26 protein-coding genes are annotated in these 25899 nt (G+C 72.3%); 21 read left to right on the top strand and 5 right to left on the bottom strand.

All coding sequences use genetic code 11. The features are described 5' to 3' along the window. The first annotated feature begins 2 nt into the window (after positions 1–2). The gene (locus ACWGN5_RS09875; RefSeq protein WP_453513036.1) at positions 3–641 is read left to right on the top strand and encodes a DJ-1/PfpI family protein; all 639 of its coding nucleotides are present in this window, start codon (positions 3–5) and stop codon (positions 639–641) included. 3 nt (positions 642–644) lie between these two features. On the opposite strand, the gene ACWGN5_RS09880 is transcribed toward ACWGN5_RS09875, so the two are convergent. Next, positions 645–1388 (bottom strand): enoyl-CoA hydratase/isomerase family protein, encoded by a 744-nt coding sequence (locus tag ACWGN5_RS09880; protein WP_453513038.1) that lies wholly within the window; start codon positions 1386–1388, stop codon positions 645–647. Positions 1389–1454: 66 nt separating this feature from the next. Here ACWGN5_RS09880 and ACWGN5_RS09885 point away from each other — a divergent pair, with 66 nt between their 5' ends. Together ACWGN5_RS09885 and ACWGN5_RS09890 are read left to right on the top strand one after the other, a co-directional pair. Next, positions 1455–2120, top strand: coding sequence for an HdeD family acid-resistance protein (locus tag ACWGN5_RS09885; RefSeq protein WP_453513041.1), 666 nt, complete (start codon positions 1455–1457; stop codon positions 2118–2120). 130 nt (positions 2121–2250) lie between these two features. Next, positions 2251–2703, top strand: a complete 453-nt coding sequence (locus ACWGN5_RS09890) for an ATP-binding protein (protein ID WP_453513150.1) — start codon at positions 2251–2253, stop codon at positions 2701–2703. A 121-nt stretch (positions 2704–2824) separates the two neighbouring features. Here the strand turns inward: ACWGN5_RS09890 and idi are convergent, their stop codons facing one another. From idi to ACWGN5_RS09905, 3 genes are all read right to left on the bottom strand, one after another. Beyond that, on the bottom strand, positions 2825–3445 hold the full coding sequence (idi, locus tag ACWGN5_RS09895; protein WP_453513043.1) for an isopentenyl-diphosphate Delta-isomerase: 621 nt from the start codon (positions 3443–3445) through the stop codon (positions 2825–2827). A gap of 152 nt (positions 3446–3597) precedes the next feature. Continuing rightward, entirely contained in the window at positions 3598–4857 is a 1260-nt protein-coding gene (locus tag ACWGN5_RS09900) for a GNAT family N-acetyltransferase (protein ID WP_453513045.1), read from the bottom strand. Positions 4858–5062: 205 nt separating this feature from the next. Further along, on the bottom strand, positions 5063–6004 hold the full coding sequence (locus tag ACWGN5_RS09905) for a cation diffusion facilitator family transporter (RefSeq protein WP_453513047.1): 942 nt from the start codon (positions 6002–6004) through the stop codon (positions 5063–5065). Between the two features lie 386 nt (positions 6005–6390). On the opposite strand from ACWGN5_RS09905, the gene ACWGN5_RS09910 reads away from it, so the two are divergent. The 18 genes from ACWGN5_RS09910 (at position 6391) to ACWGN5_RS09995 (ending at position 25065) form a co-directional block, all read left to right on the top strand. After that, positions 6391–8211, top strand: coding sequence for a DUF5941 domain-containing protein (locus ACWGN5_RS09910; RefSeq protein ID WP_453513152.1), 1821 nt, complete (start codon positions 6391–6393; stop codon positions 8209–8211). Continuing rightward, positions 8208–8957 (top strand): phosphocholine cytidylyltransferase family protein, encoded by a 750-nt coding sequence (locus tag ACWGN5_RS09915; protein ID WP_453513049.1) that lies wholly within the window; start codon positions 8208–8210, stop codon positions 8955–8957. Before ACWGN5_RS09910 ends, ACWGN5_RS09915 begins: the two co-directional genes overlap by 4 nt. Continuing rightward, entirely contained in the window at positions 8945–10006 is a 1062-nt protein-coding gene (locus ACWGN5_RS09920) for an iron-containing alcohol dehydrogenase family protein (protein WP_453513051.1), read from the top strand. Before ACWGN5_RS09915 ends, ACWGN5_RS09920 begins: the two co-directional genes overlap by 13 nt. A 10-nt stretch (positions 10007–10016) precedes the next feature. After that, entirely contained in the window at positions 10017–10796 is a 780-nt protein-coding gene (locus ACWGN5_RS09925; RefSeq protein WP_453513053.1) for a CDP-alcohol phosphatidyltransferase family protein, read from the top strand. A 47-nt stretch (positions 10797–10843) separates the two neighbouring features. Continuing rightward, the gene (locus ACWGN5_RS09930; RefSeq protein WP_453513154.1) at positions 10844–11689 is read left to right on the top strand and encodes a glycosyltransferase family 2 protein; all 846 of its coding nucleotides are present in this window, start codon (positions 10844–10846) and stop codon (positions 11687–11689) included. 50 nt (positions 11690–11739) lie between these two features. Then, positions 11740–12669, top strand: coding sequence for an ABC transporter permease (locus tag ACWGN5_RS09935; RefSeq protein ID WP_453513056.1), 930 nt, complete (start codon positions 11740–11742; stop codon positions 12667–12669). Further along, positions 12662–13447, top strand: coding sequence for an ABC transporter ATP-binding protein (locus ACWGN5_RS09940; RefSeq protein WP_453513058.1), 786 nt, complete (start codon positions 12662–12664; stop codon positions 13445–13447). The genes ACWGN5_RS09935 and ACWGN5_RS09940 overlap by 8 nt, the downstream gene beginning before the upstream one ends. A 111-nt stretch (positions 13448–13558) precedes the next feature. Continuing rightward, complete coding sequence (locus tag ACWGN5_RS09945) at positions 13559–14206, top strand: TetR/AcrR family transcriptional regulator (protein ID WP_453513061.1); 648 nt, start codon at positions 13559–13561, stop codon at positions 14204–14206. 302 nt (positions 14207–14508) lie between these two features. After that, complete coding sequence (gene hpnC / locus ACWGN5_RS09950; RefSeq protein WP_453513063.1) at positions 14509–15420, top strand: squalene synthase HpnC; 912 nt, start codon at positions 14509–14511, stop codon at positions 15418–15420. Then, a complete protein-coding gene (gene hpnD / locus ACWGN5_RS09955) occupies positions 15417–16367 on the top strand; it encodes a presqualene diphosphate synthase HpnD (RefSeq protein ID WP_453513066.1) in 951 nt (316 codons plus the stop codon). The genes hpnC and hpnD overlap by 4 nt, the downstream gene beginning before the upstream one ends. 103 nt (positions 16368–16470) lie before the next feature. After that, positions 16471–17919, top strand: a complete 1449-nt coding sequence (hpnE, locus tag ACWGN5_RS09960) for a hydroxysqualene dehydroxylase HpnE (protein WP_453513068.1) — start codon at positions 16471–16473, stop codon at positions 17917–17919. Then, positions 17916–19016, top strand: coding sequence for a polyprenyl synthetase family protein (locus ACWGN5_RS09965; RefSeq protein WP_369147593.1), 1101 nt, complete (start codon positions 17916–17918; stop codon positions 19014–19016). The genes hpnE and ACWGN5_RS09965 overlap by 4 nt, the downstream gene beginning before the upstream one ends. Before the next feature lie 107 nt (positions 19017–19123). Next, positions 19124–21109 (top strand): squalene--hopene cyclase, encoded by a 1986-nt coding sequence (shc, locus tag ACWGN5_RS09970; protein WP_453513071.1) that lies wholly within the window; start codon positions 19124–19126, stop codon positions 21107–21109. Next, on the top strand, positions 21109–21780 hold the full coding sequence (locus ACWGN5_RS09975) for a phosphorylase family protein (protein ID WP_453513073.1): 672 nt from the start codon (positions 21109–21111) through the stop codon (positions 21778–21780). Before shc ends, ACWGN5_RS09975 begins: the two co-directional genes overlap by 1 nt. A 7-nt stretch (positions 21781–21787) precedes the next feature. After that, complete coding sequence (hpnH, locus tag ACWGN5_RS09980; RefSeq protein WP_453513075.1) at positions 21788–22813, top strand: adenosyl-hopene transferase HpnH; 1026 nt, start codon at positions 21788–21790, stop codon at positions 22811–22813. Further along, positions 22810–24195 carry an aspartate aminotransferase family protein gene (locus ACWGN5_RS09985; RefSeq protein WP_453513077.1) on the top strand — a complete coding sequence of 462 codons (1386 nt, stop codon included), beginning with the start codon at positions 22810–22812 and terminating at the stop codon, positions 24193–24195. Before hpnH ends, ACWGN5_RS09985 begins: the two co-directional genes overlap by 4 nt. A 65-nt stretch (positions 24196–24260) precedes the next feature. Then, on the top strand, positions 24261–24890 hold the full coding sequence (locus ACWGN5_RS09990; RefSeq protein ID WP_392156065.1) for a helix-turn-helix domain-containing protein: 630 nt from the start codon (positions 24261–24263) through the stop codon (positions 24888–24890). Positions 24891–24909: 19 nt separating this feature from the next. After that, a complete protein-coding gene (locus ACWGN5_RS09995) occupies positions 24910–25065 on the top strand; it encodes a DUF6126 family protein (protein WP_189803391.1) in 156 nt (51 codons plus the stop codon). 3 nt (positions 25066–25068) lie between these two features. On the opposite strand, the gene ACWGN5_RS10000 is transcribed toward ACWGN5_RS09995, so the two are convergent. Beyond that, a complete protein-coding gene (locus ACWGN5_RS10000; RefSeq protein ID WP_453513080.1) occupies positions 25069–25890 on the bottom strand; it encodes a tyrosine-protein phosphatase in 822 nt (273 codons plus the stop codon). Positions 25891–25899 lie beyond the last annotated feature (9 nt).

Below are 25899 nucleotides of genomic sequence, written 5' to 3' on the forward strand. Positions count from 1 at the left end.
ACATGCAGATCGCCGTCCTGCTCTACGACCGCTTCACCACCCTGGACGCCGTCGGCCCCTACGAGCTGCTCGCCCGTCTCCCCGGTGCCGAGACCGTGTTCGTGGCCAAGGAGGCCGGGCCGGTCCGCAACGACCAGGGGAGCCTCGCGCTCGTCGCCGACCGGAGCCTCGCCGAGGTCCCGCGGCCGGACATCGTCCTGGTCCCCGGCGGCCCCGACGCGCGGGTCGCCCTGCACGACCGGGAGATCCTCGACTGGCTCCGTACCGCCGACGCCACCAGCACCTGGACCACCTCCGTCTGCACCGGCTCGCTCGTCCTCGCCGCGGCGGGCCTCCTGAAGGACCGCCGGGCGACCACCCACTGGCTCGCCTTCGACGAACTGCGGGCGCTCGGCGTCGAACCCACCGGCGAGCGGGTCGTCTTCGACGGCAAGTACGTCACGGCCGCCGGCGTCTCCTCCGGCATCGACATGGCACTGCACCTGCTCGGCCGGATCGCCGGCGACGAGACCGCCCAGACGATCCAGCTGCTCACCGAGTACGACCCACAGCCGCCGTACGACGCCGGCTCCCCGGAGAAGGCCCCGGCCGCGATCGTCGCGCACTGGCGCGGCCAGAAGGTGCCGGTACGGGAGGGCTGAGCCTCAGAGCCCGTACGTGAAGCGGGGCGCGCGTCGCTCCAGGAAGGCGGCGACACCCTCGGCGGTGTCGCCGCTGCCGCGTGCCTGCTCCGCCCAGTGGTCGTCCCGGTCGAGCCGCCCGTCGGCGAACTCCTTGGCCGCCGCCTGGGTGAGCAGCGAGCGGGAGGCGAGCAGCCGGGCGAACTCGGCCACCCGCTTGTCCAGCGCGCCCGCCGGGTGCAGCTCGTCCACGAAGCCGGTCCGCAGCGCCCGCTCCGCGTCCATCAACTCGCCGGAGAACAGCAGGTACTTGGCGGTCGAGGGCCCGACCAGGGCGGTGAGCCGGCGGGTCGAGGAGGACGGGTAGACGATGCCGAGCTTCGAGGGCGTGATCCCGAACCGGGCGCCCTCCTCGGCGAAGCGCAGGTCGCAGGCGGCGGCGAGCTGGCTGCCGCCGCCGACGCAGAAGCCCCGCACGGCGGCGATGCTCGGCTTGGGGAAGGCCGCGAGCGCGTCCTCGGCCCGTACCGCGAGGGTCTGCTGCTCGTCGCCGGGCTCCCGCAGCCCCGCGATGTCGGCCCCGGCGCAGAAGGTGTCGCCCTCGCCGGTGAGGACCAGGACCCGGACGGCGGGGTCGGCGGCGAGCCGCTCCAGGACGCCGGGCAGGGCGCGCCACATGCCGGCGCTCATGGCGTTGCGCTTGGCGGGGTTGGCGATGACGACGGTGGCGATACCGTCCGTGACGCTTTCCTTCAGCTGCGGCTCCATGGGCCGGATGCTATCCGCCGGACCCGAACGTACGATCAGGAAGGGGTCGCTCCGAGGAGGCACCGCATGACCGAGGACGCCCGCGGGACGCATGCCGAGCCGGACCCGGTCCGGGAGATGAGGCGCGAGGGGAAGAGGCTCCGCCGCAGCTTCAGCCGGCTGGCCGTGCTCGGCGTCCTGCTCGTGCTCGGCGGGATCGTCGGCCTGATCTACACGGGTGTCGCCACGCTGACCTCGATGCTGCTCTTCGGCTGGCTGCTGCTCATCGGCGGTGCGGTGGGTCTCCTCCAGGCCATCCAGTCGCGCGGCACCGGCTACTTCTGGCTCGCGGTGGTGGTGGCGGCGCTGAACATCGCGGCCGGTGTCGTGGTCATCCGTCACCCGGAGGGCTCGGCGGAGGCGCTGACGATGTTCGCCGCCCTGCTGTTCCTCACCGGCGGGCTGTTCCGTCTGGTCGGCAGTGTGGTGGTGCGCGGGCCGCAGTTCGGCTGGACGCTCCTCCAGGGGGCCTTCGGACTGCTGCTCGGTCTGCTCGTCCTGTTCGACTGGCCGGACAGCAGCCGGTACGTCCTCGGCGTCTTCTTCTCGCTGGCCCTGCTCTTCGACGGTCTGGGCCTGATCGCGATCGGGGTGGGCGGGCGGCGGATCGTCACTATGGTGACCCCGTCGGCACCGGCCACGGCCCCGTCTCCGGAGTCCTCAGAAAGTGCGCAGGAACAGTCGAACAACTGACGTTGGCATACTCAGCCGATCAGAAGGCGGCCGATAAGTGTCGACTTCTGGTCAGTAGGCCGGTCCGCCCGCGCGCATTGCCAAGACTCGATCCGTGGCGAGAATCGAGCACGAGGGTGGGAACGGGACCGTGGAGACCCACGGAGGCGTCCCCGCCCGGCAACCGTCCTACGAAGGAGTCTGGCGCTTCACCGCTGCAGCGGTCGACGTCTCCGTCCCGCAGGCCCGGCACGCCGTACGCGACCTGCTGGTCCGTCAGGGAGTCCCCGTCCATGAGGAGATCATGGACGGCCTGCTGCTGATCGTCTCCGAGCTGGTGACCAACGCCGTACGGCACGCGGCGCTGCTCTCCCCGGAGATAGCGGTGGAGGTCGCGATCGGCCCCGAGTGGGTCAGGGTGTCGGTCGAGGACAACCACCCCTACCGCCCCAAGGCACTGGAGGCGGACTGGGGCCAGACCGGCGGCCGTGGGCTGCTCCTCGTCCGCGAGATCGCCCAGGAGTCCGGCGGCGCCTGCGACGTCGAGCACACCGCGAGCGGCGGGAAGATCATCTGGGCGGCCCTGCCGCTGAGCCCGGCCTGACCCTTCCCGCCGTGTCCGGGCAGCGCGTCCGGCCCTCGGTACGATCCGGCGCTCGGGTCCGGGCAGCGGGTCCCGGCCCCGATGGCACCGGGGCCGGGCGGCGTGCCCGTGGCGCCGGTGGTCACCAGCCGCCGGACGGGCCCGTCAGCTCCCTGATCGCCGGACGCGCCGCGTCCAGGACCGTCATGAACCAGGCCGAGAAGGGCACGGCGGCGTGCCGCTCGACCAGCTCGTCGGCGGTCACGAAGGCGGTGGACTCGATCTCCTCCGGGTCCGGCCGCGGGTCGGCCTGCACCAGGCCGACGAAGAGGTGGTTGAACTCCTGCTCCACCAGGCCGGAGGCCGGGTCCGGGTGGTTGTAGCGGACCGTGCCGGCCTCCGCGAGCAGCGTCGGCGAGACGCCCAGCTCCTCGAAGGTGCGCCGGGCCGCCGCGGCGAACGGCGCCTCGCCCGGGTAGGGGTGGCCGCAGCAGGTGTTCGACCAGACGCCGGGGGAGTGGTACTTGCCGAGCGCCCGCCGCTGGAGCAGCAGCCGGCCCGACTCGTCGAAGAGGAAGACGGAGAAGGCGCGGTGCAGCTGACCCGGCGCCTGGTGCGCGGCGAGCTTCTCCGCGGTGCCGATGGTCCTCCCCTCCTCGTCGACCAGTTCGAGCATGATCGGCGCCGGGACTCCGGACGGCTGGAAGCCGTTCGACGCGGTCTCCGGCGAGATCTGAGCCGCGGTGGCTGGTGTGATCGGCATACCCATCCTTCGCATCGGTCCTCGGCCCGGTGGGGCCACCACAGTGTGCCGTACAAAACCGGCTTGTCCGTACTTCGGCGGCCGGACGTGGCCGCTCCCACCGCACCGGAGTACAGCCGGTGCGGCGGGAGCGGGAGGGGCTCAATCGGGCACTACACCCCGAAAGGTGCCGGATAGGCCAGCGTGCCCGGCGGAACGGGTACGGAAGCGTCCAGGACGAGCGCCATCATCGCCTCGTCCGGAGCCTCGAAACCTGGCCGGATTCCATACTCGGACGCCCGTACGAACCCGAACCGCGGGTAGTACTCCGGATGGCCCAGGACGAGCACCAGCGGCTCGCCGCGCAGCCGGGCCGCGTCGAGCACCGCCCGGACGACGGCCTGCCCGGCCCCCGTCCGCTGGTGGGCGGGGGCCACCGAGACCGGGGCGAGCGCGGCCGCGGGGGCGCCGTCCACCAGACAGCGGGTGATCAGCGCGTGCGCCGCGACCGTGCCGTCCGGGGCCTCCGCCACGTACGACAGACCGGGCAGCCAGGCGTCGTCCCGCCGGAGCGCGTCGACCAGATCGGCCTCCGTCTCCGAGGGGGCGTCCTCCGACCCGAAGGCGGTGGCCACGACCCGCCAGATCGCCTCCGCGTCCGCGTCGGTCTCCGTGCGGGTGTGCCAGCGCGGATCGGCGGGCCGCAGGACGAAGCCCGCGTACCCGTACTCGGAGCCGTGCTCGCGCCGCAGCGCGATCTCGGCGCGGGCCCCGGCCACCGCCTCGGCCATGCCGGGCACGGTGGTGTCCGCCGCGTCGGCGTGCGCCGCGAGCGGGACGTAGTACTCGTCCCAGTCGCTCTCGGGCTGCGGGACGGTCCCCAGGACGTGGTAGCCGGCCTCGACCGCCGCCGCCGCGTTCCCGGCGACCGTGCGCAGGGTGTAGTGGTCCTCCCAGAACGCGCGGGCCGTCGGGCCCGGCTCCGCGGTGGTCCAGACGCACTCGGTGAGCACCAGGACGCCTCGGGGCGCGAGGAGCCTGCGCCATGCGGCGAGGGCCCGGTCGAAGCCGAGGACGAAGACCGAGCTCTCGGCCCAGACCAGGTCGAAGGAGCCGTCGGGGAACGGCAGCGCTCCCATGTCGGCGTTCAGGGTGGTGATCGCACCGTCGAGCCCGCGGGCGGCGGCGGTCTGCCGCAGCTCCGCGAGGAACGGTTCGTGGGTGTCGACGGCGGTCACCTGGGCGTTCGCCTCGGCGGCCAGGAGCAGCGCGGAGCGGCCGGGTCCGCAGCCCAGGTCGAGCACGCGCGGGCGCTCCGGAAGCCTCCCCGCGAGCGCGAGGAGCCGGCGGGTGGTGGTGTCGGAGCCGGGGCCCTGCCGCGGCAGACCGTGGTGCAGGGCGAAGAAGGAGTTGTGCAGAGCGTTGTCGGACAACGTGGGAAACCCTTTGTGGAGAGGGTCCCGGCCGACGACGTGACGTACCGGTGGGAAAGACCGGGATCAGGTCAGCCGGAGACCCGGAGGCTGAGGGACGACCGGGCGCTGCCGCACTGGGCAGCCTCCATCGCGACGGTCATCAACCTCAGCTCCTCTCCACACGTGTTCGTACGAACAGACTAACAGGCGGCCCGCGGGAGCGTCAGAGGCACAGCTTCGCCTCGTGCTCCGCGTGCCCGGCCGGCTCCAGCTGGAAGGTGCAGTGCTCCACGTCGAAGTGCGAGCCCAGGCAGCCCTGGAGGGCGTGCAGCATCTTCTCGTGCCCGACCGAGTCCAGGGCGTCCTGGTCGACGACCACGTGCGCCGAGAGCACCGGCATCCCCGAGGTGATCGTCCAGGCGTGCAGGTCGTGCACGTCCTCGACGCCCGGCAGGGCCAGGATGTGCGCCCGTACCTCCGCCATGTCGACGCCCTTGGGGGCCGCCTCCAGGAGCACGTCGAGGGTCTCGCGCAGAAGCTTGAGGGTGCGCGGCACGATCATCAGACCGATCACGATCGAGGCGATCGGGTCCGCGTACTGCCAGCCCGTCGCCAGGATGATCCCGGCCGCGACGATCACGGTGACCGAACCCAGCGCGTCCGCGAGCACCTCCAGATAGGCCCCGCGCACGTTGAGGCTCTCCTTCTGGCCCCGCATGAGCAGCGACAGCGAGATGACGTTGGCCACCAGGCCGATCACCGCGAACGCGATCGCGAGCCCGCCCTTGGTCTCGGCCGGCTCGATGAACCGCTGGATCGCCTCGTACAGCACGTAACCGCCGACGACGAGCAGCAGCAGACAGTTCGCGAGCGCCGCCAGGATCTCGGCGCGGGCGTATCCGAAGGTGCGGTTCCCCGAGGGCGGCCGGTTCGCGAAGTGGATCGCCAGGAGCGCCATCGCGAGGCCGACGGCGTCGGTCGCCATGTGGGCCGCGTCGGCGATCAGCGCGAGCGAGTCCGCGGCCAGACCGCCGATGATCTCGATCACCATCACGGAGAGCGTGATGCCGAGCGCGATCCGCAGTCGGTTCCGGTACCCGGCCGCCGCCGTACCCGTCGGCGGCGGGCCGCCGTGGCTGTGCCCGTGGTCGTGTCCAGCCCCCATGACAAGGCCTCCCGGTCGTGTCTCTCGTGTGCCCCGATTCGCAAGTGAACTACGGGTGGGGGGTATGTGCAACACGGTACTGAACACCGTTGTCATATGCTCTGACCTGCGACAACGCCCCAACGGAGAGGGGGTGCCGCCCGCCTGCCGGAGCGGGTTTGTGGGGCGGGCCGCCGATCGCCCATGATGATCTCCGCAGTACGCGGCGCACCCGGGCGGACACGGTCGGTCCCGGGGGAGTCCTGGCGGCGAAGCCTCGGTGAACTCGTTTCCGTTCATCCGATAGCCTCAGCCGACGTGTCGCCGCCCGGTGCCGGGCCACACCGCCGCGCCCGGGGCCGCCATGGCCCCGCCGGCCCCTCCGTCACTTCAAGGAGTGAGTTCGTCTGTCGACCGCCATCCTCACCGGCCCGCCGGTACCCGGATCCTCGCTCGACGGCGATCTGCGGTCGCTCGGCTTCGACGTCCGGATCGCCTCCGGCGCCGAGGAGGCCGGTGCCCTCCTCGCCGCCGTCCCGGCGGGCGAGCGCGTCGCGCTCGTCGACCCCCGGTTCGTCGGTCACCCGCACGCCCTGCGCCTCACCCTGACCGACCCCCGTTTCCCCGCGGCCGCCGCCCCCGGCGCGCTCACCGCGCAGCGCGAGGCCCGCCCCGCGCTCGCCCGCGCCCTGGCCACGGTCTCCGCGAGCTCCGGGGCCGCCGGCACCGGCACGCTCACCGACGGCCTCACCGACGCGCTCGCCGATGCCCTCGACGCCGACGGCGTGGCCGTCCACCGGCCCCAGCTCGGCACCCTCGTCGCCACCGTGCCCACCGACGCCGAGGCCCGCCACGAGGCCCGCGCCGCCGTCGAGGCCGTCGACGACGAGGCCGTACGCCTGCGCTCCGCCGTCAAGGCGCACGACGGCTTCTTCACCACCTTCTTCATCAGCCCGTACTCGCGCTACATCGCCCGCTGGTGCGCGCGCCGCGGCCTCACGCCCAACCAGGTCACCACCGCCTCACTGCTCACCGCGCTGATCGCGGCCGGCTGCGCGGCCACCGGCGAGCGGGGCGGCTACATCGCCGCCGGCGTCCTCCTCCTGGTCTCCTTCGTCCTCGACTGCACCGACGGGCAGCTCGCCCGCTACGCGCTCAAGTACTCGACGATGGGCGCCTGGCTCGACGCCACCTTCGACCGGGCCAAGGAGTACGCCTTCTACGCGGGCCTCGCCCTCGGCGCCGCCCGCAACGGCGACGACGTCTGGGCGCTCGCGCTCGGCGCGATGGTCCTCATGACCTGCCGGCACGTCGTGGACTTCTCCTTCAACGAGGCCAACCACGACGCCACGGCCAACACCAGCCCGACCGCCGCCCTCTCCAGCAAGCTGGACAGCGTCGGCTGGACGGTCTGGGCCCGCCGCATGATCATCCTGCCGATCGGCGAGCGCTGGGCGATGATCGCCGTCCTCACCGCCGCCACCAGCCCCCGGATCGTCTTCTGGGCCCTGATCGTCGGCTGCGCCTTCGGCGCCTGCTACACCACGGCCGGCCGCGTCCTGCGCTCCCTGACCCGCAAGGCCACCCGCACCGACCGGGCCGCACGAGCCCTGGCGGACCTCGCGGACTCGGGGCCGATCGCCGAACTGGTGGCCAAGGCCGGACGGCGGCCGGGCATCCGGCCGTTCTCCCGCTTCCCCGTGGTGATCGCCCTGATCGGCGCGGCCTGCCTGCTCGTGTCGGCCTGGCTCGACCCGTTCGGCAGCCCGTTCACCGTCATGGCCGCGATCATCTACGCGGTCTTCGCCGGCGCCGCCGTCGCCCGCCCCCTCAAGGGCGCCCTCGACTGGCTCGTACCGCCCGTCTTCCGCGCCGCCGAGTACGGCACCGTGCTCATCCTCGCGGCCAAGGCGGACGCCGCCCACGCACTCCCCGCCGCATTCGGGCTGGTCGCGGCCGTCGCCTACCATCACTACGACACGGTGTACCGCATTCGCGGGGGCACCGGCGCGCCGCCCGCCTGGCTGGTGCGCGTCACCGGCGGACACGAGGGGCGCACGCTCCTGGTGACCGTCCTCGCCGCCCTGCTGGCGGACCGCGGCGACGACTTCACCCTGGCACTGACCGCGCTGGCGGTCGCCGTCGCGCTGGTGGTGCTCGTGGAGTCCATCCGCTTCTGGGTCTCCTCCGGAGCACCCGCCGTTCACGACGAAGGAGAAACAGCATGATCGGCCTCGTACTGGCAGCCGGTGCCGGACGGCGTCTGCGCCCCTACACCGAGACGCTTCCGAAGGCCCTCGTGCCCGTGTCCGGCGAGGGCACCGAGAACGAGCTGACCATCCTCGACGGCACGCTCAAGAACTTCGCCGAGATCGGCCTCACCGAGGTCGCGATCGTCGTCGGCTACCGCAAGGAGGCCGTCTACGCCCGCAAGGAGGCGCTGGAGGCCAAGTACGGCCTCACCCTCACCCTCATCGACAACGACAAGGCCGAGGAGTGGAACAACGCCTACTCCCTGTGGTGCGCCCGTGAGGTCCTCAAGCGCGGTGTGATCCTCGCCAACGGCGACACCGTCCACCCGGTCTCCGTCGAGAAGACCCTGCTCGCCGCCCGCGGCAAGGGCCAGATCATCCTCGCCCTCGACACGGTGAAGAACCTCGCCGACGAGGAGATGAAGGTCATCGTCGCCGAGGGCAAGGGCGTCGAGCGCATCACCAAGCTGATGGACCCGGCCACCGCCACCGGCGAGTACATCGGTGTCACCCTCATCGAGGCCGAGGCCGCCGAGGAGCTCGCCGACGCGCTCAAGGCCACCTTCGAGCGCGACCCCGACCTCTACTACGAGGACGGCTACCAGGAGCTCGTCAACCGCGGCTTCACCGTCGACATCGAGCCCATCGGTGACGTCAAGTGGGTCGAGATCGACAACCACGACGACCTCGCGAAGGGCCGTGAGATCGCGTGCCAGTACTGACTCGGCTGATCCCCTCGCCGGTCGTCGTCGACATCCGCCGGGGAGCGCTGGACGACCTGTCCGCGCTCCTCGCGGACCAGCGGATCTCCAGCAACGGCAAGATCGCCGTCGCTATCAGCGGCGGCTCGGGCCTCAAGCTGCGTGACCACTTCGCCCCCGAGCTGCCCGGTGCCGACTGGTACCCGGTCTCGGGCGGCACGATCGACGAGGCCGTCAAGCTCGCCGACGCCATGCGCGGCAAGCGGTACGACGCCGTGGTCGCCCTCGGCGGCGGCAAGATCATCGACGTGACCAAGTACGCGGCGGCCCGGGTCGGGCTGCCGCTGGTGGCCATCGCCACCAACCTGTCGCACGACGGGATCTGCTCGCCGGTGTCCACCCTGGACAACGACAACGGGCGCGGCTCCTACGGGGTGCCGACCCCGATCGCGCTGGTCATCGACCTCGACGTGATCCGGGACGCCCCCGTGCGGTACGTCCGCTCCGGCATCGGCGACGCGATCTCCAACCTGTCCGCCATCGCGGACTGGGAGCTCTCGCACCGCGAGACCGGCGAGCCCGTCGACGGCCTCGCGGCCGCCATGGCCCGCAGCGCGGGCGAGGCGGTGCTCCGCCACCCCGGCGGCGTCGGCGACGACGACTTCCTCGTCACGCTCTCCGAGGGCCTGGTGATGTCCGGCATCGCCATGTCGATCAGCGGCGACACGCGCCCCTCCTCGGGCGCCTGCCACGAGATCAGCCACGCCTTCGACCTGCTCTTCCCGGCCCGCGCCGCCAGCCACGGCGAGCAGTGCGGTCTCGGCGCCGCCTTCGCCATGCACCTGCGCGGCGACCGCAGCTCCTCCGCGCTGATGGTCGAGACCCTGCGCCGGCACGGGCTGCCCGTCCTGCCGGAGGAGATCGGCTTCACCGTGGACGAGTTCGTCCGGGCGGTGTCCTTCGCCCCGCAGACCCGGCCGGGCCGCTTCACCATCCTCGAACACCTCGACCTGTCCGACGACGAGATCAGGGACGCGTACGCCGACTATGCCAAATCCATCGGTAGCTGAGGCCCGTCCGGTGCGGAAGCCCTCGGTGGCGGAACTCCGCCCGGTCGTCCACCCGCCGGGTGTGAAGGACCGGCGGAGCGGTGAGCACTGGGGCGGCCGGCTGTACATGCGGGAGATCTCCCTCAGGATCACCCGGCAGCTCGTCGGCACCAAGGTGACGCCGAACCAGCTCACGTACGTGATGACGCTCGCGGGCGTCCTCGCCGCACCCGCCCTGCTCGTGCCCGGGATCCCGGGCGCGCTGCTCGGCGCGCTCATGGTCCAGCTCTACCTGCTGCTCGACTGCGTCGACGGCGAGGTGGCCCGCTGGAAGAAGCAGTACTCGCTGGCCGGGGTCTACCTGGACCGGGTCGGCGCCTATCTGTGCGACGCGGCCGTCCTCGTCGGCTTCGGCCTGCGCGCCGCCGACCTGTGGGGCTCGGGCCGGATCGACTGGCTGTGGGCCTTCCTGGGCACGCTCGCCTCCCTCGGCGCCATCCTGATCAAGGCCGAGACCGACCTCGTCGGCGTCGCCCGCCACCAGGGCGGTCTGCCGCCGGTCAAGGAGGCGGCCTCCGAGCCGCGCTCCTCGGGCATGGCGCTCGCCCGCCGGGCCGCCGCCGCGCTCAAGTTCCACCGGCTCGTCCTCGGCATCGAGGCCTCGCTGCTCATCGTGGTCCTCGCGATCGCGGACCAGGCCAGGGGAGACCTCTTCTTCTCCCGGCTCGGTGTCGCCGTCCTCGCCGGCATCGCCCTGCTCCAGACCGTGCTGCACCTGGTGTCGATCATGGTCTCCAGCAGGCTGAAGTGAGGCCGGCCGTGAGTACGCCGCTCAGGGTGGGTGCCGTCGTCATCACGATGGGCACCCGCCCCGACGACCTGCGCGCGCTCATCGACTCGATCGCGAAGCAGGAGGGCGACCCGATCGAGGTCGTCGTCGTCGGTCAGGGCACCCCCGTCACCGGGGTGCCCGACTGGGTCCGGACCGTCGAGCTGCCCGAGAACCTCGGCATCCCCGGCGGCCGGAACGTCGGCATCGAGGCCTTCGGACCCGGCGGCACCGACGTCGACGTCCTGCTCTTCCTCGACGACGACGGGCTGCTCGCCCACACCGACACCGGCGAGCTGGTCCGGCAGGCCTTCACCGCCGACCCGCGCCTCGGCATCATCAGCTTCCGGATCGCCGATCCGGAGACCGGGGTCACCCAGCGCCGGCACGTGCCCCGGCTCCGCTCGGCCGACCCGATGCGCTCCTCGCGGGTGACCACCTTCCTCGGCGGCGCCAACGCCGTGCGCACCAAGGTCTTCGCCGAAGTCGGCGGTCTGCCCGACGAGTTCTTCTACGCGCACGAGGAGACCGACCTCGCCTGGCGCGCGCTCGACGCCGACTGGATGATCGACTACCGTTCCGACATGGTGCTGCTGCACCCCACCACAGCCCCGTCCCGGCATGCCTCGTACCACTTCAACGTGGCCCGCAACCGAGTGTGGCTGGCACGTCGCAATCTGCCCGCACCCCTGGTGCCGGTCTATCTCGGCGTCTGGCTCCTGCTCACCCTGGCCCGGCGGCCCTCGCTCTCCGCGCTGAAGGCGTGGCTCGGCGGATTCCGCGCGGGCTGGACGACCCCCTGCGGACCGCGCCGCCCCATGAGGTGGCGTACGGTGTGGCGGCTGACCCGGCTGGGTCGCCCCCCGGTCGTCTGACATCGTGGTACCCGACGTGCCGCGCATCTTGAACACGAAAGTTTCGACTTGTGAGTGACACACACCAGGGCGGGGCGGTCGCGACGAGCGCGCCTCCGTCCGTCGACGAGGGCCTCTCCTCGGCCGCGCTGGCCGCGAAGTACGGCCTCTCGGTCAGCGGCGCCCGGCCCGGTCTCGCCGAGTACGTCCGTGAGCTGTGGAGCCGCCGCCACTTCATCCTGGCCTTCTCCTCCGCGAAGCTCACCGCCCAGTACAGCCAGGCGAAGCTCGGCCAGGTGTGGCAGGTGGCGACCCCGCTCCTGAACGCCCTGGTCTACTACCTGATCTTCGGGCTCATCCTGCAAGCCGGCCGGGGCATGTCCAAGGGGGTCTACATCCCCTTCCTGGTCACCGGCATCTTCGTGTTCACCTTCACCCAGAGCTCGGTCATGGCCGGCGTCCGGGCGATCTCCGGGAACCTCGGCCTCGTCCGGGCCCTGCACTTCCCGCGCGCCACCCTCCCGATCTCCTTCTCGCTCCAGCAGCTCCAGCAGCTGCTGTACTCGATGATCGTGCTCGTGGCGGTCGCGGTCTTCTTCGGCAGCTACCCCTCGCTGCGCTGGCTGCTCGTGATCCCGGCGCTCGCCCTGCAGTTCGTGTTCAACACGGGCCTCGCCATGATCGTGGCCAGGCTGGGCGCCAAGACGCCGGACCTCGCCCAGCTGATGCCGTTCATCATGCGCACCTGGATGTACGCGTCGGGCGTGATGTTCTCGATCCAGACGATGCTCGCCGACAAGCCGGCCTGGATCGCCGACATCCTCATGTACAACCCGGCGGCCGTGTACATGGACCTGATGCGCTACGCCCTCATCGAGGGCTACGGCGCGGACAACCTGCCGGACCACGTCTGGATCACCGCGCTGGCCTGGGCCCTGCTCTTCGGCATCGGCGGTTTCGTCTACTTCTGGAAGGCCGAGGAGAGGTACGGCCGTGGCTGACACGAACCAGGGCAAGGTCCCCACCGTCATCTGCGACGACGTCCACATCGTCTACCGGGTCAACGCCGGCGGCGGCGGCAAGGGCAGCGCCACGGCGGCGCTCAGCCGGATCGTCGGCCGCGGCAAGGCCGAGGTCACCCGGGGCGTCCGCAAGGTCCACGCGGTCCGCGGCGTCACCTTCACCGCCTACCGCGGCGAGGCCATCGGCCTCATCGGCTCCAACGGCTCCGGCAAGTCCACCCTGCTGCGCGCCATCGCCGGTCTGCTCCCCACCGAGAGCGGCAGCGTCTTCACCGACGGGCAGCCCTCGCTCCTGGGCGTCAACGCGGCGCTCATGAACGACCTCACCGGCGAGCGCAACGTGATCCTGGGCGGCCTCGCCATGGGCATGAGCCGCGAGGAGGTGAAGGACCGCTACGAGGGCATCGTCGACTTCTCCGGCATCAACGAGAAGGGCGACTTCATCAGCCTTCCCATGCGGACGTACTCCTCCGGCATGGGCGCCCGGCTCCGCTTCGCCATCGCGGCCGCCAAGAACCACGACGTCCTCCTCATCGACGAGGCCCTCGCCACCGGTGACCGCAAGTTCCAGATCCGCTCCGAGGAGCGCATCCGCGAGCTCCGCAAGGAGGCCGGCACGGTCTTCCTGGTGAGCCACAGCAACAAGTCCATCCGCGACACCTGCGACCGGGTGCTCTGGCTGGAGAAGGGGCAGCTCCTGATGGACGGCCCCACGGAGGAAGTCCTGAAGGCGTACGAGCGCGAGACCGCGCGCTGAAGCCTCTGAGGAACCCCTGCCGGATTCATCCGGTAGGGGTTCTTCCGTTTTCTGCGCGTCGCAACCCCCACCTGGAATGTTCATGCGGTTAACTTCGGGCAGGATGAGCCCATGGCAGCGAGCTCGGCGGGAAAGACGTACCACCACGGCGATCTGCGCAACGCGCTGATCTGCGCGGCCGTCGACCTCGCCTGCGAAGGCGGCCCCGAGCGGGTCGTCCTGCGCGAGGCGGCCCGCCGGGTCGGCGTCTCGCCCACCGCCGCCTACCGGCACTTCGACGGGCGGGGCGAACTCCTCCGTACCGTCCGGGCCCATGCCCGCCGGGAGCTCGCCGCGTCCATGGAGCGGGCCGCCGCCCGTGAACCCGGCGCCGACGACCCCTTCCTCGCGGCCGAGCGCCGGGTCACCGCCCTCTGCCGGGGGTACGTCGGCTTCGCCGTGGAGCAGCCCGGCCTCTACCGGGCCGCGTTCTGCGTCCCCCGCCCCGGCGCGGGGGGCGAGCCCGCCCCCGAGCGGCGGCCCGCCGAGCCCGAGATCCGGGCGTTCACCCTGCTCAGGGAGGCGCTCGAAGCGCTCGCCGCGCTCGGCACCGCGCGGCCCGGCGTCCGCCCCGCCACCGGCGCCGCCGCGTGGTCGGCCGTGCACGGACTGTCACTTCTCCTGGTCGACGGGCCCCTTCGCCGTCTCTCCGCCCAGGGCAGGAGCGTCGTCGTCGAGGCGACCCTCTCCATGGTGGTCTCCGGAACGACCGCCGGCTGAACCCGAACTCCCTTGCGGGGAGGGCTGGTTGACGGCCAGTACGGGTGAGGGGCGCGACGCCCGCCACCCCGGAATGGCGAAGGTCGTCGTACAACGTAAGCTGGACCGGTCTGTTTCGCGGCAATGAGGGCGGTACCCCGCGGCCATCGGGCCCCCGGGTGGCGGCCCTACGGGCAGGGGTCGGCGGCGTGTCCGAAATAGGATGGATTGGATCGGCAGTGTAGAACGGGAGACGTGACGGCCATGACGCAGAATCTCCAGCTCCACGAGGGTGTCGCCGTCCCTCCGTCGGGAACCGCCCAGTGACGGAGACCCGGCAGGCGCGCACCGACGCCTCCTCGCGCGCCACACTCGGCAAGGCCGCGGACGAGAACTTCCCCGTGGCCCCCTTCTTCCTGCCCCGCGCCTGGCGCGACGACCTCATGGCCGTCTACGGCTTCGCCCGGCTCGTCGACGACATCGGCGACGGCGACCTCGCCCCCGGCGGCGCCGACGCCCGCCACCTCGGCGTCGACCCCGCGGCCGCGGCGGACCGGCTCGTCCTCCTCGACGCCTTCGAGGCCGACCTCCGCCGGGTCTTCGACTCCACCCCGCACCACCCGCTGCTGCGCGCGCTCCAGCCGACCGTGCGCCGGCGCGGGCTCACCCCCGGGCCCTTCCTCGGCCTGATCGCCGCCAACCGGCAGGACCAGCTGGTCCGCCGCTACGAGACGTACGACGACCTCCTCGCGTACTGCGAGCTCTCCGCCAACCCCGTCGGCCGGCTCGTCCTCGCGATCACCGGCACCGACACCCCCGAGCGGATCCGCCGCTCCGACGAGATCTGCACCGCCCTCCAGATCGTCGAGCACCTCCAGGACGTCGCCGAGGACCTCGCCCGCGACCGGATCTACCTGCCGGCCGAGGACCTCAAGCGCTTCCACGTCACCGAGCACGACCTCGCCGCGCCCACCGCCGGCGCCTCCGTGCGGGCCCTGATCGCCTTCGAGGCCGAGCGGGCCCGCGCACTCCTGCACGCGGGCGCCCCGCTCGTCGGCAGCGTCCACGGACGGCTCCGCCTCCTCCTCGCCGGGTTCACGGCCGGGGGACTCGCCGCGCTCGACGCCGTCGCCGACGCCGGATACGACGTGCTGGCCGGCCCACCGAAGTCCACCAAGCCGAGCCTGATGCGCCAGGCGGGAGCGGTACTGCTCCGGGCGCGGAGAGAGGGGTGAGCGCGACCGTGGAGGCACAGCACCAGCCGTCCGCACCGGTCCAGGCCGCCTACAGCTACTGCGAGGCGGTCACCGGACAGCAGGCCCGCAACTTCGCCTACGGGATCCGGCTGCTCCCGGCCGAGAAGCGACAGGCGATGTCCGCGCTGTACGCCTTCTCGCGGCGCGTCGACGACATCGGCGACGGCACGCTCCCGCCCGAGGAGAAGCGGGAGCGGCTCGAAGCCACCCGGGACATCCTGGAGCGCATCCGCAAGGGCCTCGTCGAGGAGGACGACACCGACCCCGTCGCCGTCGCCCTCGCCGACTCGGCCCGCCGCTTCCCGATCCCGCTCGGCGGCCTCGACGAGCTCATCGACGGCGTCCTCATGGACGTGCGCGGCGCGACCTACGAGACCTGGGACGACCTCAAGGTCTACTGCCGCTGCGTCGCCGGTGCGATCGGCCGGCTGTCCCTCGGCGTCTTCGGCACCCAGCCCGGCGCCCAGGGCGCCGACCGGGCACCCGAGTACGCCGACACCCTGGGCCTCGCGCTCCAACTCACCAACATCCTCAGGGACGTACGCGAGGACGCCGGGAACGGGCGCACCTATCTGCCCGCCGACGACCTGGCCAAGTTCGGCTGCTCGGACGGCTTCGGCGGCGACGCCCCGGGCCCCGGGGCCGACTTCGCCGGGCTCGTCCACTTCGAAGTGCGGCGCGCCCGCGCCCTGTTCGCCGAGGGCTACCGGCTGCTGCCCATGCTCGACCGGCGCAGCGGCGCGTGCGTCGCCGCCATGGCCGGCATCTACCGGCGCCTCCTCGACCGGATCGAGCGCGACCCCGAGGCCGTCCTGCGCGGCCGCGTCTCCCTGCCGGGCCGCGAGAAGGCGTACGTCGCGGTGCGCGGCCTCTCCGGCCTCGACACCCGCCACATCGCCCGCCGCACGGTCAGGAGGCGCGCGTGATGCGCCCGTGCGCCGCCGCCCGCCGGGCAACCCCGGGCGCCGTTCCGGCGTCCCTGCCCGAGGTGCCCCCGAATCCGACCACGACGACCCGAACGGAGGCCGCGTGAACCCCGAAGGAACCGACCACGACACCCCGCCGGCCACACCCGGCACCGGGCGCGTCCCCGGCACGGGCTCCGGCCGGCAGCACTCCGCCGTCGTCGTCGGCGGCGGGCTCGCCGGGATCACCGCAGCCCTCCAGCTCGCCGAGAGCGGCGTCCGCGTCACCCTGCTCGAAGGCCGGCCCCGGCTCGGCGGCCTCGCCTTCTCCTTCCGGCGCGGCGACCTGACCGTCGACAACGGCCAGCACGTCTACCTGCGCTGCTGCACCGCCTACCGCTGGTTCCTCGACCGGGTCGACGGCGCCCGGCTCGCACCCCTCCAGGACCGCCTCGACGTCCCCGTCCTCGACGTCGCGCACCCGCGCGGCCCCCGGCTCGGCCGGCTCCGCCGCGACAACCTCCCCGTACCGCTGCACCTCGCGCGCAGCCTCGCCACGTACCCGCACCTCTCCCTCGCCGAGCGCGCCTCCGTCGGCCGGGCCGCGCTCGCCCTGAAGAAGCTCGACCCCGCCGACCCGGCCCTCGACGGCATCGACTTCGCCACCTGGCTCGGCCGCCACGGACAGTCCCCGCGGGCCGTCGAAGCCCTCTGGGACCTCGTCGGCATCCCCACCCTCAACGCCCCCGCCCCGCAGGCCTCCATGGGGCTCGCCGCGATGGTGTTCAAGACCGGACTCCTCTCCGAGCCCGGCGCCGCCGACATCGGCTGGGCGCACGTCCCGCTCGGCGAACTCCACGACACCCGCGCCTCGAAGGAGCTCGACGCCCTCGGCGTCCGCACCGCGCTGCGCACCAAGGCCGAGCGGATCTCCCGTACCGACGACGGGCGTTGGGCCGTCGACGTACCGGGGGAGCGGATCGAGGCCGACGCCGTCGTCCTCGCCGTCCCGCAGCACGAGACCCACGGCCTGCTGCCCGAGGGCGCCCTCGACGACCCCGACCGGCTCCTCGACATCGACACCGCCCCCATCCTCAACCTGCACGTCGTCTACGACCGCAAGGTGCTGAAGCAGCCCTTCTTCACCACGCTCGGCTCCCCGGTGCAGTGGGTCTTCGACCGCACCGACTCCTCCGGACTGAAGGGCGCCGGCCAGTACCTGGCCATCTCCCAGTCCGCCGCGCAGGACGAGATCGACGAACCCGTCGCCGCCCTGCGCGAGAAGTACCTCCCCGAGCTGGAACGGCTCCTGCCCGCCGCCCGCGGCGCCGGGATCCGCGACTTCTTCGTCACCAGGGAGCGGACGGCCACGTTCGCCCCCACCCCGGGCGTCGGCCGGCTCCGGCCCGGCGCCCGCACCAGGGCCCCGGGGCTGTATCTGGCCGGGGCCTGGACCGCCACCGGCTGGCCCGCGACCATGGAGGGTGCCGTCCGCAGTGGTTTCAGCGCCGCGGGCGCCGCGCTCTCCGCCCTCGGCCGCCGCCATGACCATCCGCTGCAGGAGGCGGTATGAGTGTGAGTACCGGAACAAGAGGAGAGACCGTGCCGACAGTGCCGCCGGACAATCCGGCCGTCGACACCGCGGACGTGTCCGCACTGCTGGAGCGGGGGCGGACCCTGTCCACCCCCGTACTGCGGGCGGCCGTCGACCGCCTCGCGCCGCCCATGGACACCGTGGCCGCCTACCACTTCGGCTGGATCGACGCCCACGGCAACCCGACGGACGCCGACAGCGGCAAGGCCGTCCGCCCGGCGCTCGCCCTGTTGTCGGCCGAGGCCGCGGGGGTCGGGCCCGAGGTCGGGATCCCCGGCGCCGTCGCCGTGGAGCTCGTGCACAACTTCTCGCTGCTCCACGACGACCTGATGGACGGCGACGAGCAGCGCCGCCACCGCGACACGGTGTGGAAGGTGCACGGCCCCGCGCAGGCGATCCTCGTCGGCGACGCCCTCTTCGCCCTCGCCAACGAGATCCTGCTCGAACTCGGCACCGTCGAGGCCGGCCGCGCCACCCGCCGGCTGACCACGGCCAGCCGCAAGCTCATCGACGGGCAGGCCCAGGACATCTCCTACGAGCACCGCGAGCGGGTCACCGTCGAGGAGTGCCTGGAGATGGAGGGCAACAAGACCGGCGCCCTGCTCGCCTGCGCCGTCTCCATCGGCGCCGTCCTCGGCGGGGCCGACGACCGCACCGCCGACAAGCTGGAGGAGTACGGCTACCACCTCGGCCTCGCCTTCCAGGCCGTGGACGACCTGCTCGGCATCTGGGGCGACCCGGAGGCCACCGGCAAGCAGACCTGGAGCGACCTGCGCCAGCGCAAGAAGTCCCTGCCGGTCGTCGCCGCCCTCGCCGCGGGCGGACCGGCCTCCGAGCGGCTCGGCGAACTGCTCGCCGCGGACGCCAAGTCCATCGACTTCGACACCTTCTCCGAGGAGGAGTTCGCCACCCGCGCGGCCCTCATCGAGGAGGCCGGAGGCCGCGAGTGGACCTCCCAGGAGGCCCGCCGCCAGCACGCGATCGCGATCGCCGCGCTGAACGAGGTGGACATGCCGGCGCGGGTGCGGGACCAGCTCGTCGCACTGGCCGACTTCGTGGTCGTACGGAAGAGATGATCACCATCACCCAGATATGAGTTCGCAGTCGCCGGCCGGTGCCATCCGGCGCCGGCCGACGGCAGACCCGCAGGAGCAGAAGGAACCGACTGCACAAAGGGGAAGCCATGACAGCGACGACCGACGGAAGCGCCGGGGCCGTGGGCCCCCGGGCAGCCTCGGCCAGCAAGACGAACGACACCGACGCCTTCGCGTCCGGCCTCGACGGCACCGCCGCGCGGGCCGCCGAACGGGCCGTCGAGCATCTGCTCGCCCGGCAGGACCCGGCCGGCTGGTGGAAGGGCGACCTGGAGACCAACGTCACCATGGACGCCGAGGACCTCCTCCTCCGCCAGTTCCTGGGCATCCTCGACGCCGACACCACCCGCGCCGCCGCCCTCCACATCCGCCGCGAGCAGCGTGAGGACGGCGCCTGGGCCACCTTCTACGGCGGACCCGGCGAGCTCTCCGCCACCGTCGAGGCCTATGTGGCCCTGCGGCTCGCCGGAGACCCGCCCGAGGCCCCGCACATGGCCCGCGCCTCCGCCTGGGTCCGCGCCCGCGGCGGGATCGCCGCCACCCGGGTCTTCACCCGGATCTGGCTGGCCCTCTTCGGCTGGTGGCGCTGGGAGGACCTGCCCGAGCTGCCACCGGAGCTGCTCTTCCTGCCGAAGTGGTTCCCGCTGAACATCTACGACTTCGGCTGCTGGGCCCGGCAGACGATCGTGCCGCTCACCGTCGTCTCCGCGAAGCGCCCGGTGAGGCCCGCGCCCTTCCCCCTCGACGAACTGCACACCGACCCGGCGCGGCCGAACCCGCCCCGGCCGCTCGCCCCCGCCACCGGCTGGGACGGGATCTTCCAGCGGCTCGACAAGGCGCTGCACGTCTACCACCGCTTCGCCCCGCGCGGGGTGCGCAGGACGGCGATGAACGTCGCCGCCCGGTGGATCGTCGAGCGGCAGGAGAACGACGGCTGCTGGGGCGGCATCCAGCCTCCCGCCGTCTACTCGGTCATCGCCCTCCACCTCCTCGGCTACGACCTCCGGCACCCGGTCATGCGGGCCGGCCTGGAATCCCTCGACCGGTTCGCCGTATGGCGCGAGGACGGTTCGCGGATGATCGAGGCCTGCCAGTCGCCCGTCTGGGACACCTGCCTCGCCACCATCGCCCTCGCCGACGCCGGGCTCCGGCCCGACCACCCGGCCCTGGTCAAGGCCGTGGACTGGATGCTCGACGAGGAGATCACCCGCACCGGGGACTGGGCGGTGCGCCGGCCCGGACTCCCGCCGGGCGGCTGGGCGTTCGAGTTCCACAACGACAACTACCCCGACATCGACGACACCGCCGAAGTCCTGCTCGCCCTGCGGCGGGTGGAGCACCCGGACCCCGCCCGGGTGGAGGCGGCCGTCGCCCGGGGCGCCCGCTGGACCCTCGGCATGCAGTCGAAGAACGGCGCCTGGGGAGCCTTCGACGCCGACAACACCAGCGTCTTCCCCAACAAGCTGCCGTTCTGCGACTTCGGCGAGGTGATCGACCCGCCCTCCGCCGACGTCACCGCCCACGTGGTGGAGATGCTCGCGTACGAGGGGATGGCCCAGGACCCGCGCGCCCGCCGGGGCATCGAGTGGCTGCTCGCCGAACAGGAGCCCAACGGCGCCTGGTTCGGCCGCTGGGGCGTCAACCACGTCTACGGCACGGGCTCGGTGCTCCCCGCGCTCGCCGCCGCCGGCCTGCCCGCCTCCCACCCGGCGATGCGCCGGGCCGTCGCCTGGCTCGGATCCACGCAGAACGACGACGGCGGCTGGGGCGAGGACCTCCGCTCGTACAAGGAGGAGGAGTGGGTCGGGCGCGGCCCCTCCACCGCCTCCCAGACCGCCTGGGCCCTGATCGCCCTCCTGGCCGCCGGGGAGCGCGACTCCGAGCCCGTCCGCAGGGGCGTCGCCTGGCTGGTCGAGAACCAGCGGGAGGACGGCTCCTGGGACGAGCCGTACTTCACCGGCACCGGCTTCCCCTGGGACTTCTCCATCAACTACCACCTCTACCGGCAGGTGTTCCCGCTCACGGCGCTCGGGCGCTATGTGTACGGGGAGCCCTCGCCGCGCAAGGAGTGCTGATGGGCCGCGAGCCCGGCCCGGGCGCCGGCCCGCCGCTGCTGATCGCCTGCGCGCTCGGCATCGAGCAGTTCGCCCTGCGCAGCGGGGACCGGGGCGGCGCGCCGGGACCCGTGACCGTGCTGCGCACCGGCATGGGGCCCGACCGGGCCCGGCGGGCCGTGTCCCGGGTCCTCGGCGAGGAGGCCTGGCGGGACGCCGCGGTGATCGCCTCCGGCTTCTGCGCGGGCCTCGCGCCCGGCATGCACCCGGGGGACCTGATCGTCGCCGACGAGACCCGCGCCCCCGACGGCACGACCCTCTGCGCCGGGACCGAGCTCCTGGTGAAGGCCCTGGTCAAGGCGGTGCCCGGGCGCGCCGTCCACACCGGGCCGCTGATCGGCTCCGACCATGTGGTCCGCGGCCCCGAGCGGGCCGCGCTGGGGGCCGGCGGCGCGATCGCCGTCGACATGGAGTCCGCCGCCACGCTCCGTACCGCCCGGGCCGCCGGAGCGTTCGGGGACGGTCCGGACGCGCGTCCGGTTGCGGCCGTCCGGGTGGTCGTGGACGCTCCGGAACATGAACTGGTCCGGATCGGCACGGTACGCGGGGGAATATCAGCCTTCCGTGTTCTTCGTGCCGTCCTTCCCGCGTTCTTCGAATGGCACCGTTCTTTGCTGCTCCCCAGGAGGTGAACGAGTTATGGCCATGCCGCTCCGTCAGTCCATCCGGGTCGGGACCTACCTCTTCGAACAGAAGCTCCGCAAGCGGGACAAGTTCCCGCTGATCGTCGAGCTGGAGCCGCTCTACGCCTGCAACCTCAAGTGCGAGGGCTGCGGGAAGATCCAGCACCCGGCGGGTGTCCTCAAGCAGCGCATGCCGGTCGCCCAGGCGGTCGGCGCGGTGCTCGAGTCCGGCGCCCCCATGGTCTCCATCGCGGGCGGCGAGCCCCTGATGCACCCTCAGATCGACGAGATCGTGCGCCAGTTGGTGGCCCGGCGGAAGTACGTCTTCCTCTGCACCAACGCGATGCTGCTGCGCAAGAAGCTGGAGAAGTTCACCCCCTCCCCGTACTTCGCCTTCGCGGTCCACATCGACGGGCTGCGCGAGCGGCACGACGAGTCCGTCGCCAAGGAGGGCGTGTTCGACGAGGCGGTGGCGGCCATCAAGGAGGCCAAGCGGCGAGGCTTCCGGGTCACCACCAATTCGACCTTCTTCAACACCGACACCCCGCAGACCATCATCGAGGTGCTCAATTTCCTCAACGACGACCTCCAGGTCGACGAAATGATGATCTCGCCCGCCTACGCCTACGAGAAGGCCCCCGACCAGGAGCACTTCCTCGGCGTCGAGCAGACCCGCGAACTCTTCAAGAAGGCCTTCGCCGGCGGCAACCGGCGGCGCTGGCGGCTCAACCACTCGCCGCTCTTCCTGGATTTCCTGGAAGGAAAGGCGGACTTCCCCTGCACCGCCTGGGCCATTCCCAACTACTCGCTCTTCGGCTGGCAGCGCCCCTGCTATCTGATGAGCGACGGATACGTCCCCACGTACCGCGAACTCGTCGAGGACACCGACTGGGACAAGTACGGCCGCGGCAAGGACCCGCGCTGCGCCAACTGCATGGCGCACTGCGGCTACGAGCCCACCGCCGTCCTCGCCACCATGGGCTCCCTCAAGGAGTCCCTGCGGGCGATCCGTGAGACGGTCTCCGGGAACACCACGTCATGACCGGCGGGTTCGACCTGCGGGCGCTGCTCTCCGAGCGCGGCGCGGAGCGGTACGAGCTGCACGCCAGGTACCTCAACCACCAGCTGCCCCGCATGCTGCACACCATCGGCTTCGACAAGGTCTACGAGCGGGCCGAGGGCGCCCACTTCTGGGACGCCGACGGCGTCGACCACCTCGACATGCTCGCCGGCTTCGGCGTGATGGGCCTCGGACGGCACCACCCCGTCGTCCGCAAGGCCCTCCACGACGTCCTGGACGCCCAGCTCGCCGACCTCACCCGCTTCGACTGCCAGCCGCTGCCCGGGCTCCTCGCCGAGAAGCTGCTCGCCCACAGCCCGCACCTGGACCGGGTCTTCTTCGGCAACAGCGGCACCGAGGCCGTGGAGACCGCCCTCAAGTTCGCCCGGTACGCCACCGGGCGGCCGAGGATCCTCTACTGCCACCACGCCTTCCACGGGCTCACCACCGGCTCCCTCTCCGTCAACGGCGAGCAGGGCTTCCGGGAGGGCTTCGACCCGCTCCTGCCGGACACGGCGATCCCGCTGGGCGACCTCGGCGCCCTGGAGCGGGAGCTGCGGAAGGGGGACGTGGCCGGCTTCGTCGTCGAGCCCATCCAGGGCAAGGGCGTCCACGAGGCGCCCCCGGGCTTCCTCCGGGGCGCCCAGGAGCTGCTTCACCGGCACGGTGCGCTGCTCATCGCCGACGAGGTGCAGACGGGCCTCGGCAGGACCGGGGACTTCTACGCCTACCAGCACGAGGAGGGCGTCGAGCCGGACCTGGTCTGCGTCGCCAAGGCGCTCTCCGGCGGCTACGTGCCGGTCGGCGCCACCCTCGGCAAGGACTGGATCTTCAAGAAGGTGTACTCGTCGATGGACCGGGTCCTGGTCCACTCGGCGAGCTTCGGGTCGAACGCGCAGGCCATGGCGGCCGGGCTCGCCGTCCTCTCGGTCATGGAGGACGAGGGCACCGTCGCCCACGCCCGTCGGATGGGCGCGCTGCTGTCCGGCCGGCTGAAGGAGCTCGTGCCGCGGTACGAGCTGCTGCACGAGATCCGCGGCCGCGGCCTGATGATCGGGATCGAGTTCGGGCGGCCCTCCTCGCTCGGGCTGCGCGGGCGCTGGACGATGCTCCAGGCGGCCCGCAAGGGCCTCTTCGCCCAGATGGTCGTCGTCCCGCTGCTCCAGCGGCACCGGATCCTCACGCAGGTCTCCGGGGACCACCTGGAGGTGATCAAGCTGATCCCGCCGCTGGTCATCGACGAGGCGGACGTGGACCGGTTCGTCACGGCCTTCACGGCGGTCATGGACGACGCCCACGGCGGCGGCGGGCTCATGTGGGACTTCGGGAAGACGCTGGTCAAGCAGGCGGTCGCCCAGCGTTGAGCACGGGCTTTTGCCTCTGAGGCAAGAAACTTGCCTCAGAGGCACGATCCTGGCGGAATGGACGCATGGACCACGTCCCCGGGGACACCTCCCCGGACCCCGTCACCCCCGACGTCCTGCCCGACGTCGCCCCCCAGCTGCGGGCCCTGCGCCGCCGCCGGGGACTCACCCTGGAGGCCGCCGCCCAGCGGGCCGGTCTCTCGCCGGCCCACCTCTCGCGCCTGGAGACCGGCAACCGGCAGCCCTCGCTTCCGATGCTGCTCGCCCTGTCCCGCATCTACGGTACGACGGTCTCCGAGCTCCTGGGCGAGACGCCCCCCGAACGCGACCCCGTCGTCCGGGCCGGCCGCTCCGAGCCTGTCGAGGCGGACGGCTGGATCTACCGGCAGGCGGGCGGTGCCGGGCGCGCCCTCCAGTGCCTGCGGGTCCACGTGCCGTACGCCACCCGGGCCGACATCGTGCGCGTCCACCCCGGCGAGGAGTGGATCCACGTCCTGGAGGGGCGGGTGCGGCTCGCGCTCGGCGAGGCCGTCCACGTACTCGACCCCGGGGACAGCGCGCACTTCGACTCGCTCACCCCGCACCGGATCGGCGCCGCCACACCCGGCGGGGCCGAGCTGCTCTTCGTCCACACCCTGATGCAGAGCCCCGCCGCCGAGCTGTGCCTCGGCGACGGGACCCCGCACCGGCGCTGACGTCCCAGAAAGGACCGACATGTCCGAGAAGTCCGTACCGGTCACCGGCGAGGAGCGCGGTGAGGGCAAGTTCCCCAAGGGGCTCGTGCTCCGCCTCTTCGCCTATCTGATCGCCGGCCACCTCTTCGCCGGCTTCCTCTACCTGCTCTTCATGCTGGGCGGGCAGAACCAGTAGGCCTCAGGCCTCCGTGACCAGCCGCTCCCGCAGCCGCTCGCGGGTCTCCGGGGCCAGCTTCAGGCCCTCGGAGAAGTAGGCGTCGACCGAGCCCCAGGTCGTCTCGATCGTCTCGAACGCGGCCCGCAGGTACTCCACCCGCGCGTCGAAGAGCGGGCTCAGCAGCTCCATCACCTCGGGCGACATCGCGTCCGGGGAGGTGGAGCTGCGGCGCACCTTGTAGCGGCGGTGCGGGGCGTTCGACTTCACGTAGTCGGCCTCGATCGCCTCCCGGTCGACCCCGACGGCGAGCAGGGTGATCGCGATGGCGACCCCGGCCCGGTCCTTGCCGGCCGCGCAGTGCAGGAGGGCCGGGACGCTCTCCTCCGCCATGGAGTGCAGGAGCCGGCTGTGCTCCGCGGTCCGCTCCAGCACGCTCTTACGGTACGAATCGGACATCCGGGCGGCCGCCTTGCCGTCGCCGAGGATCTCCCGGAGCTGCTCGATCTCGCCGTCGCGGACCAGTCGCCAGAACTCCTTGCCGTCGGCCGGGTCGTTGAGCGGTATGTTCACGTTCCGCACGCCGGGCAGCTCGACGTCCGCGCCCTCGATCTTCCGGTCCGCCTCGTTGCGGAAGTCGAATACGGTGTGCAGGCCCAGCGAGGCCAGGAAGGCGGCGTCGTCCTCCGTCGCGTGGGCGAGGTGGCCGCTGCGGAAGAGGCGGCCGGGGCGGACGGCGCGCCCGTCCGCCGTCGGCAGCCCGCCCACGTCCCGGAAGTTGCGGACCTCCGTCAGCTCGGGCTCGTCGGCTTCGGCGGGCGGGACCTGCGGCAGCTGCTGCGTCACGGCTGCTCC

It is taken from the genome of Streptomyces sp. NPDC055815, from assembly GCF_053616475.1.

Bases quoted from the DNA above. Each gene is read 5' to 3' on its own strand.
- ACWGN5_RS09875 (WP_453513036.1), top strand. From the start codon at position 3: ATGCAGATCGCCGTCCTGCTCTACGACCGCTTCACCACCCTGGACGCC.
- ACWGN5_RS09880 (WP_453513038.1), bottom strand. From the start codon at position 1,388: ATGGAGCCGCAGCTGAAGGAAAGCGTCACGGACGGTATCGCCACCGTC.
- ACWGN5_RS09885 (WP_453513041.1), top strand. From the start codon at position 1,455: ATGACCGAGGACGCCCGCGGGACGCATGCCGAGCCGGACCCGGTCCGG.
- idi (WP_453513043.1), bottom strand. From the start codon at position 3,445: ATGCCGATCACACCAGCCACCGCGGCTCAGATCTCGCCGGAGACCGCG.
- ACWGN5_RS09905 (WP_453513047.1), bottom strand. From the start codon at position 6,004: ATGGGGGCTGGACACGACCACGGGCACAGCCACGGCGGCCCGCCGCCG.
- ACWGN5_RS09915 (WP_453513049.1), top strand. From the start codon at position 8,208: ATGATCGGCCTCGTACTGGCAGCCGGTGCCGGACGGCGTCTGCGCCCC.
- ACWGN5_RS09930 (WP_453513154.1), top strand. From the start codon at position 10,844: ATGGGCACCCGCCCCGACGACCTGCGCGCGCTCATCGACTCGATCGCG.
- ACWGN5_RS09945 (WP_453513061.1), top strand. From the start codon at position 13,559: ATGGCAGCGAGCTCGGCGGGAAAGACGTACCACCACGGCGATCTGCGC.
- ACWGN5_RS09965 (WP_369147593.1), top strand. From the start codon at position 17,916: ATGAGTGTGAGTACCGGAACAAGAGGAGAGACCGTGCCGACAGTGCCG.
- shc (WP_453513071.1), top strand. From the start codon at position 19,124: ATGACAGCGACGACCGACGGAAGCGCCGGGGCCGTGGGCCCCCGGGCA.
- ACWGN5_RS09975 (WP_453513073.1), top strand. From the start codon at position 21,109: ATGGGCCGCGAGCCCGGCCCGGGCGCCGGCCCGCCGCTGCTGATCGCC.
- hpnH (WP_453513075.1), top strand. From the start codon at position 21,788: ATGGCCATGCCGCTCCGTCAGTCCATCCGGGTCGGGACCTACCTCTTC.
- ACWGN5_RS09985 (WP_453513077.1), top strand. From the start codon at position 22,810: ATGACCGGCGGGTTCGACCTGCGGGCGCTGCTCTCCGAGCGCGGCGCG.
- ACWGN5_RS09990 (WP_392156065.1), top strand. From the start codon at position 24,261: ATGGACCACGTCCCCGGGGACACCTCCCCGGACCCCGTCACCCCCGAC.
- ACWGN5_RS09995 (WP_189803391.1), top strand. From the start codon at position 24,910: ATGTCCGAGAAGTCCGTACCGGTCACCGGCGAGGAGCGCGGTGAGGGC.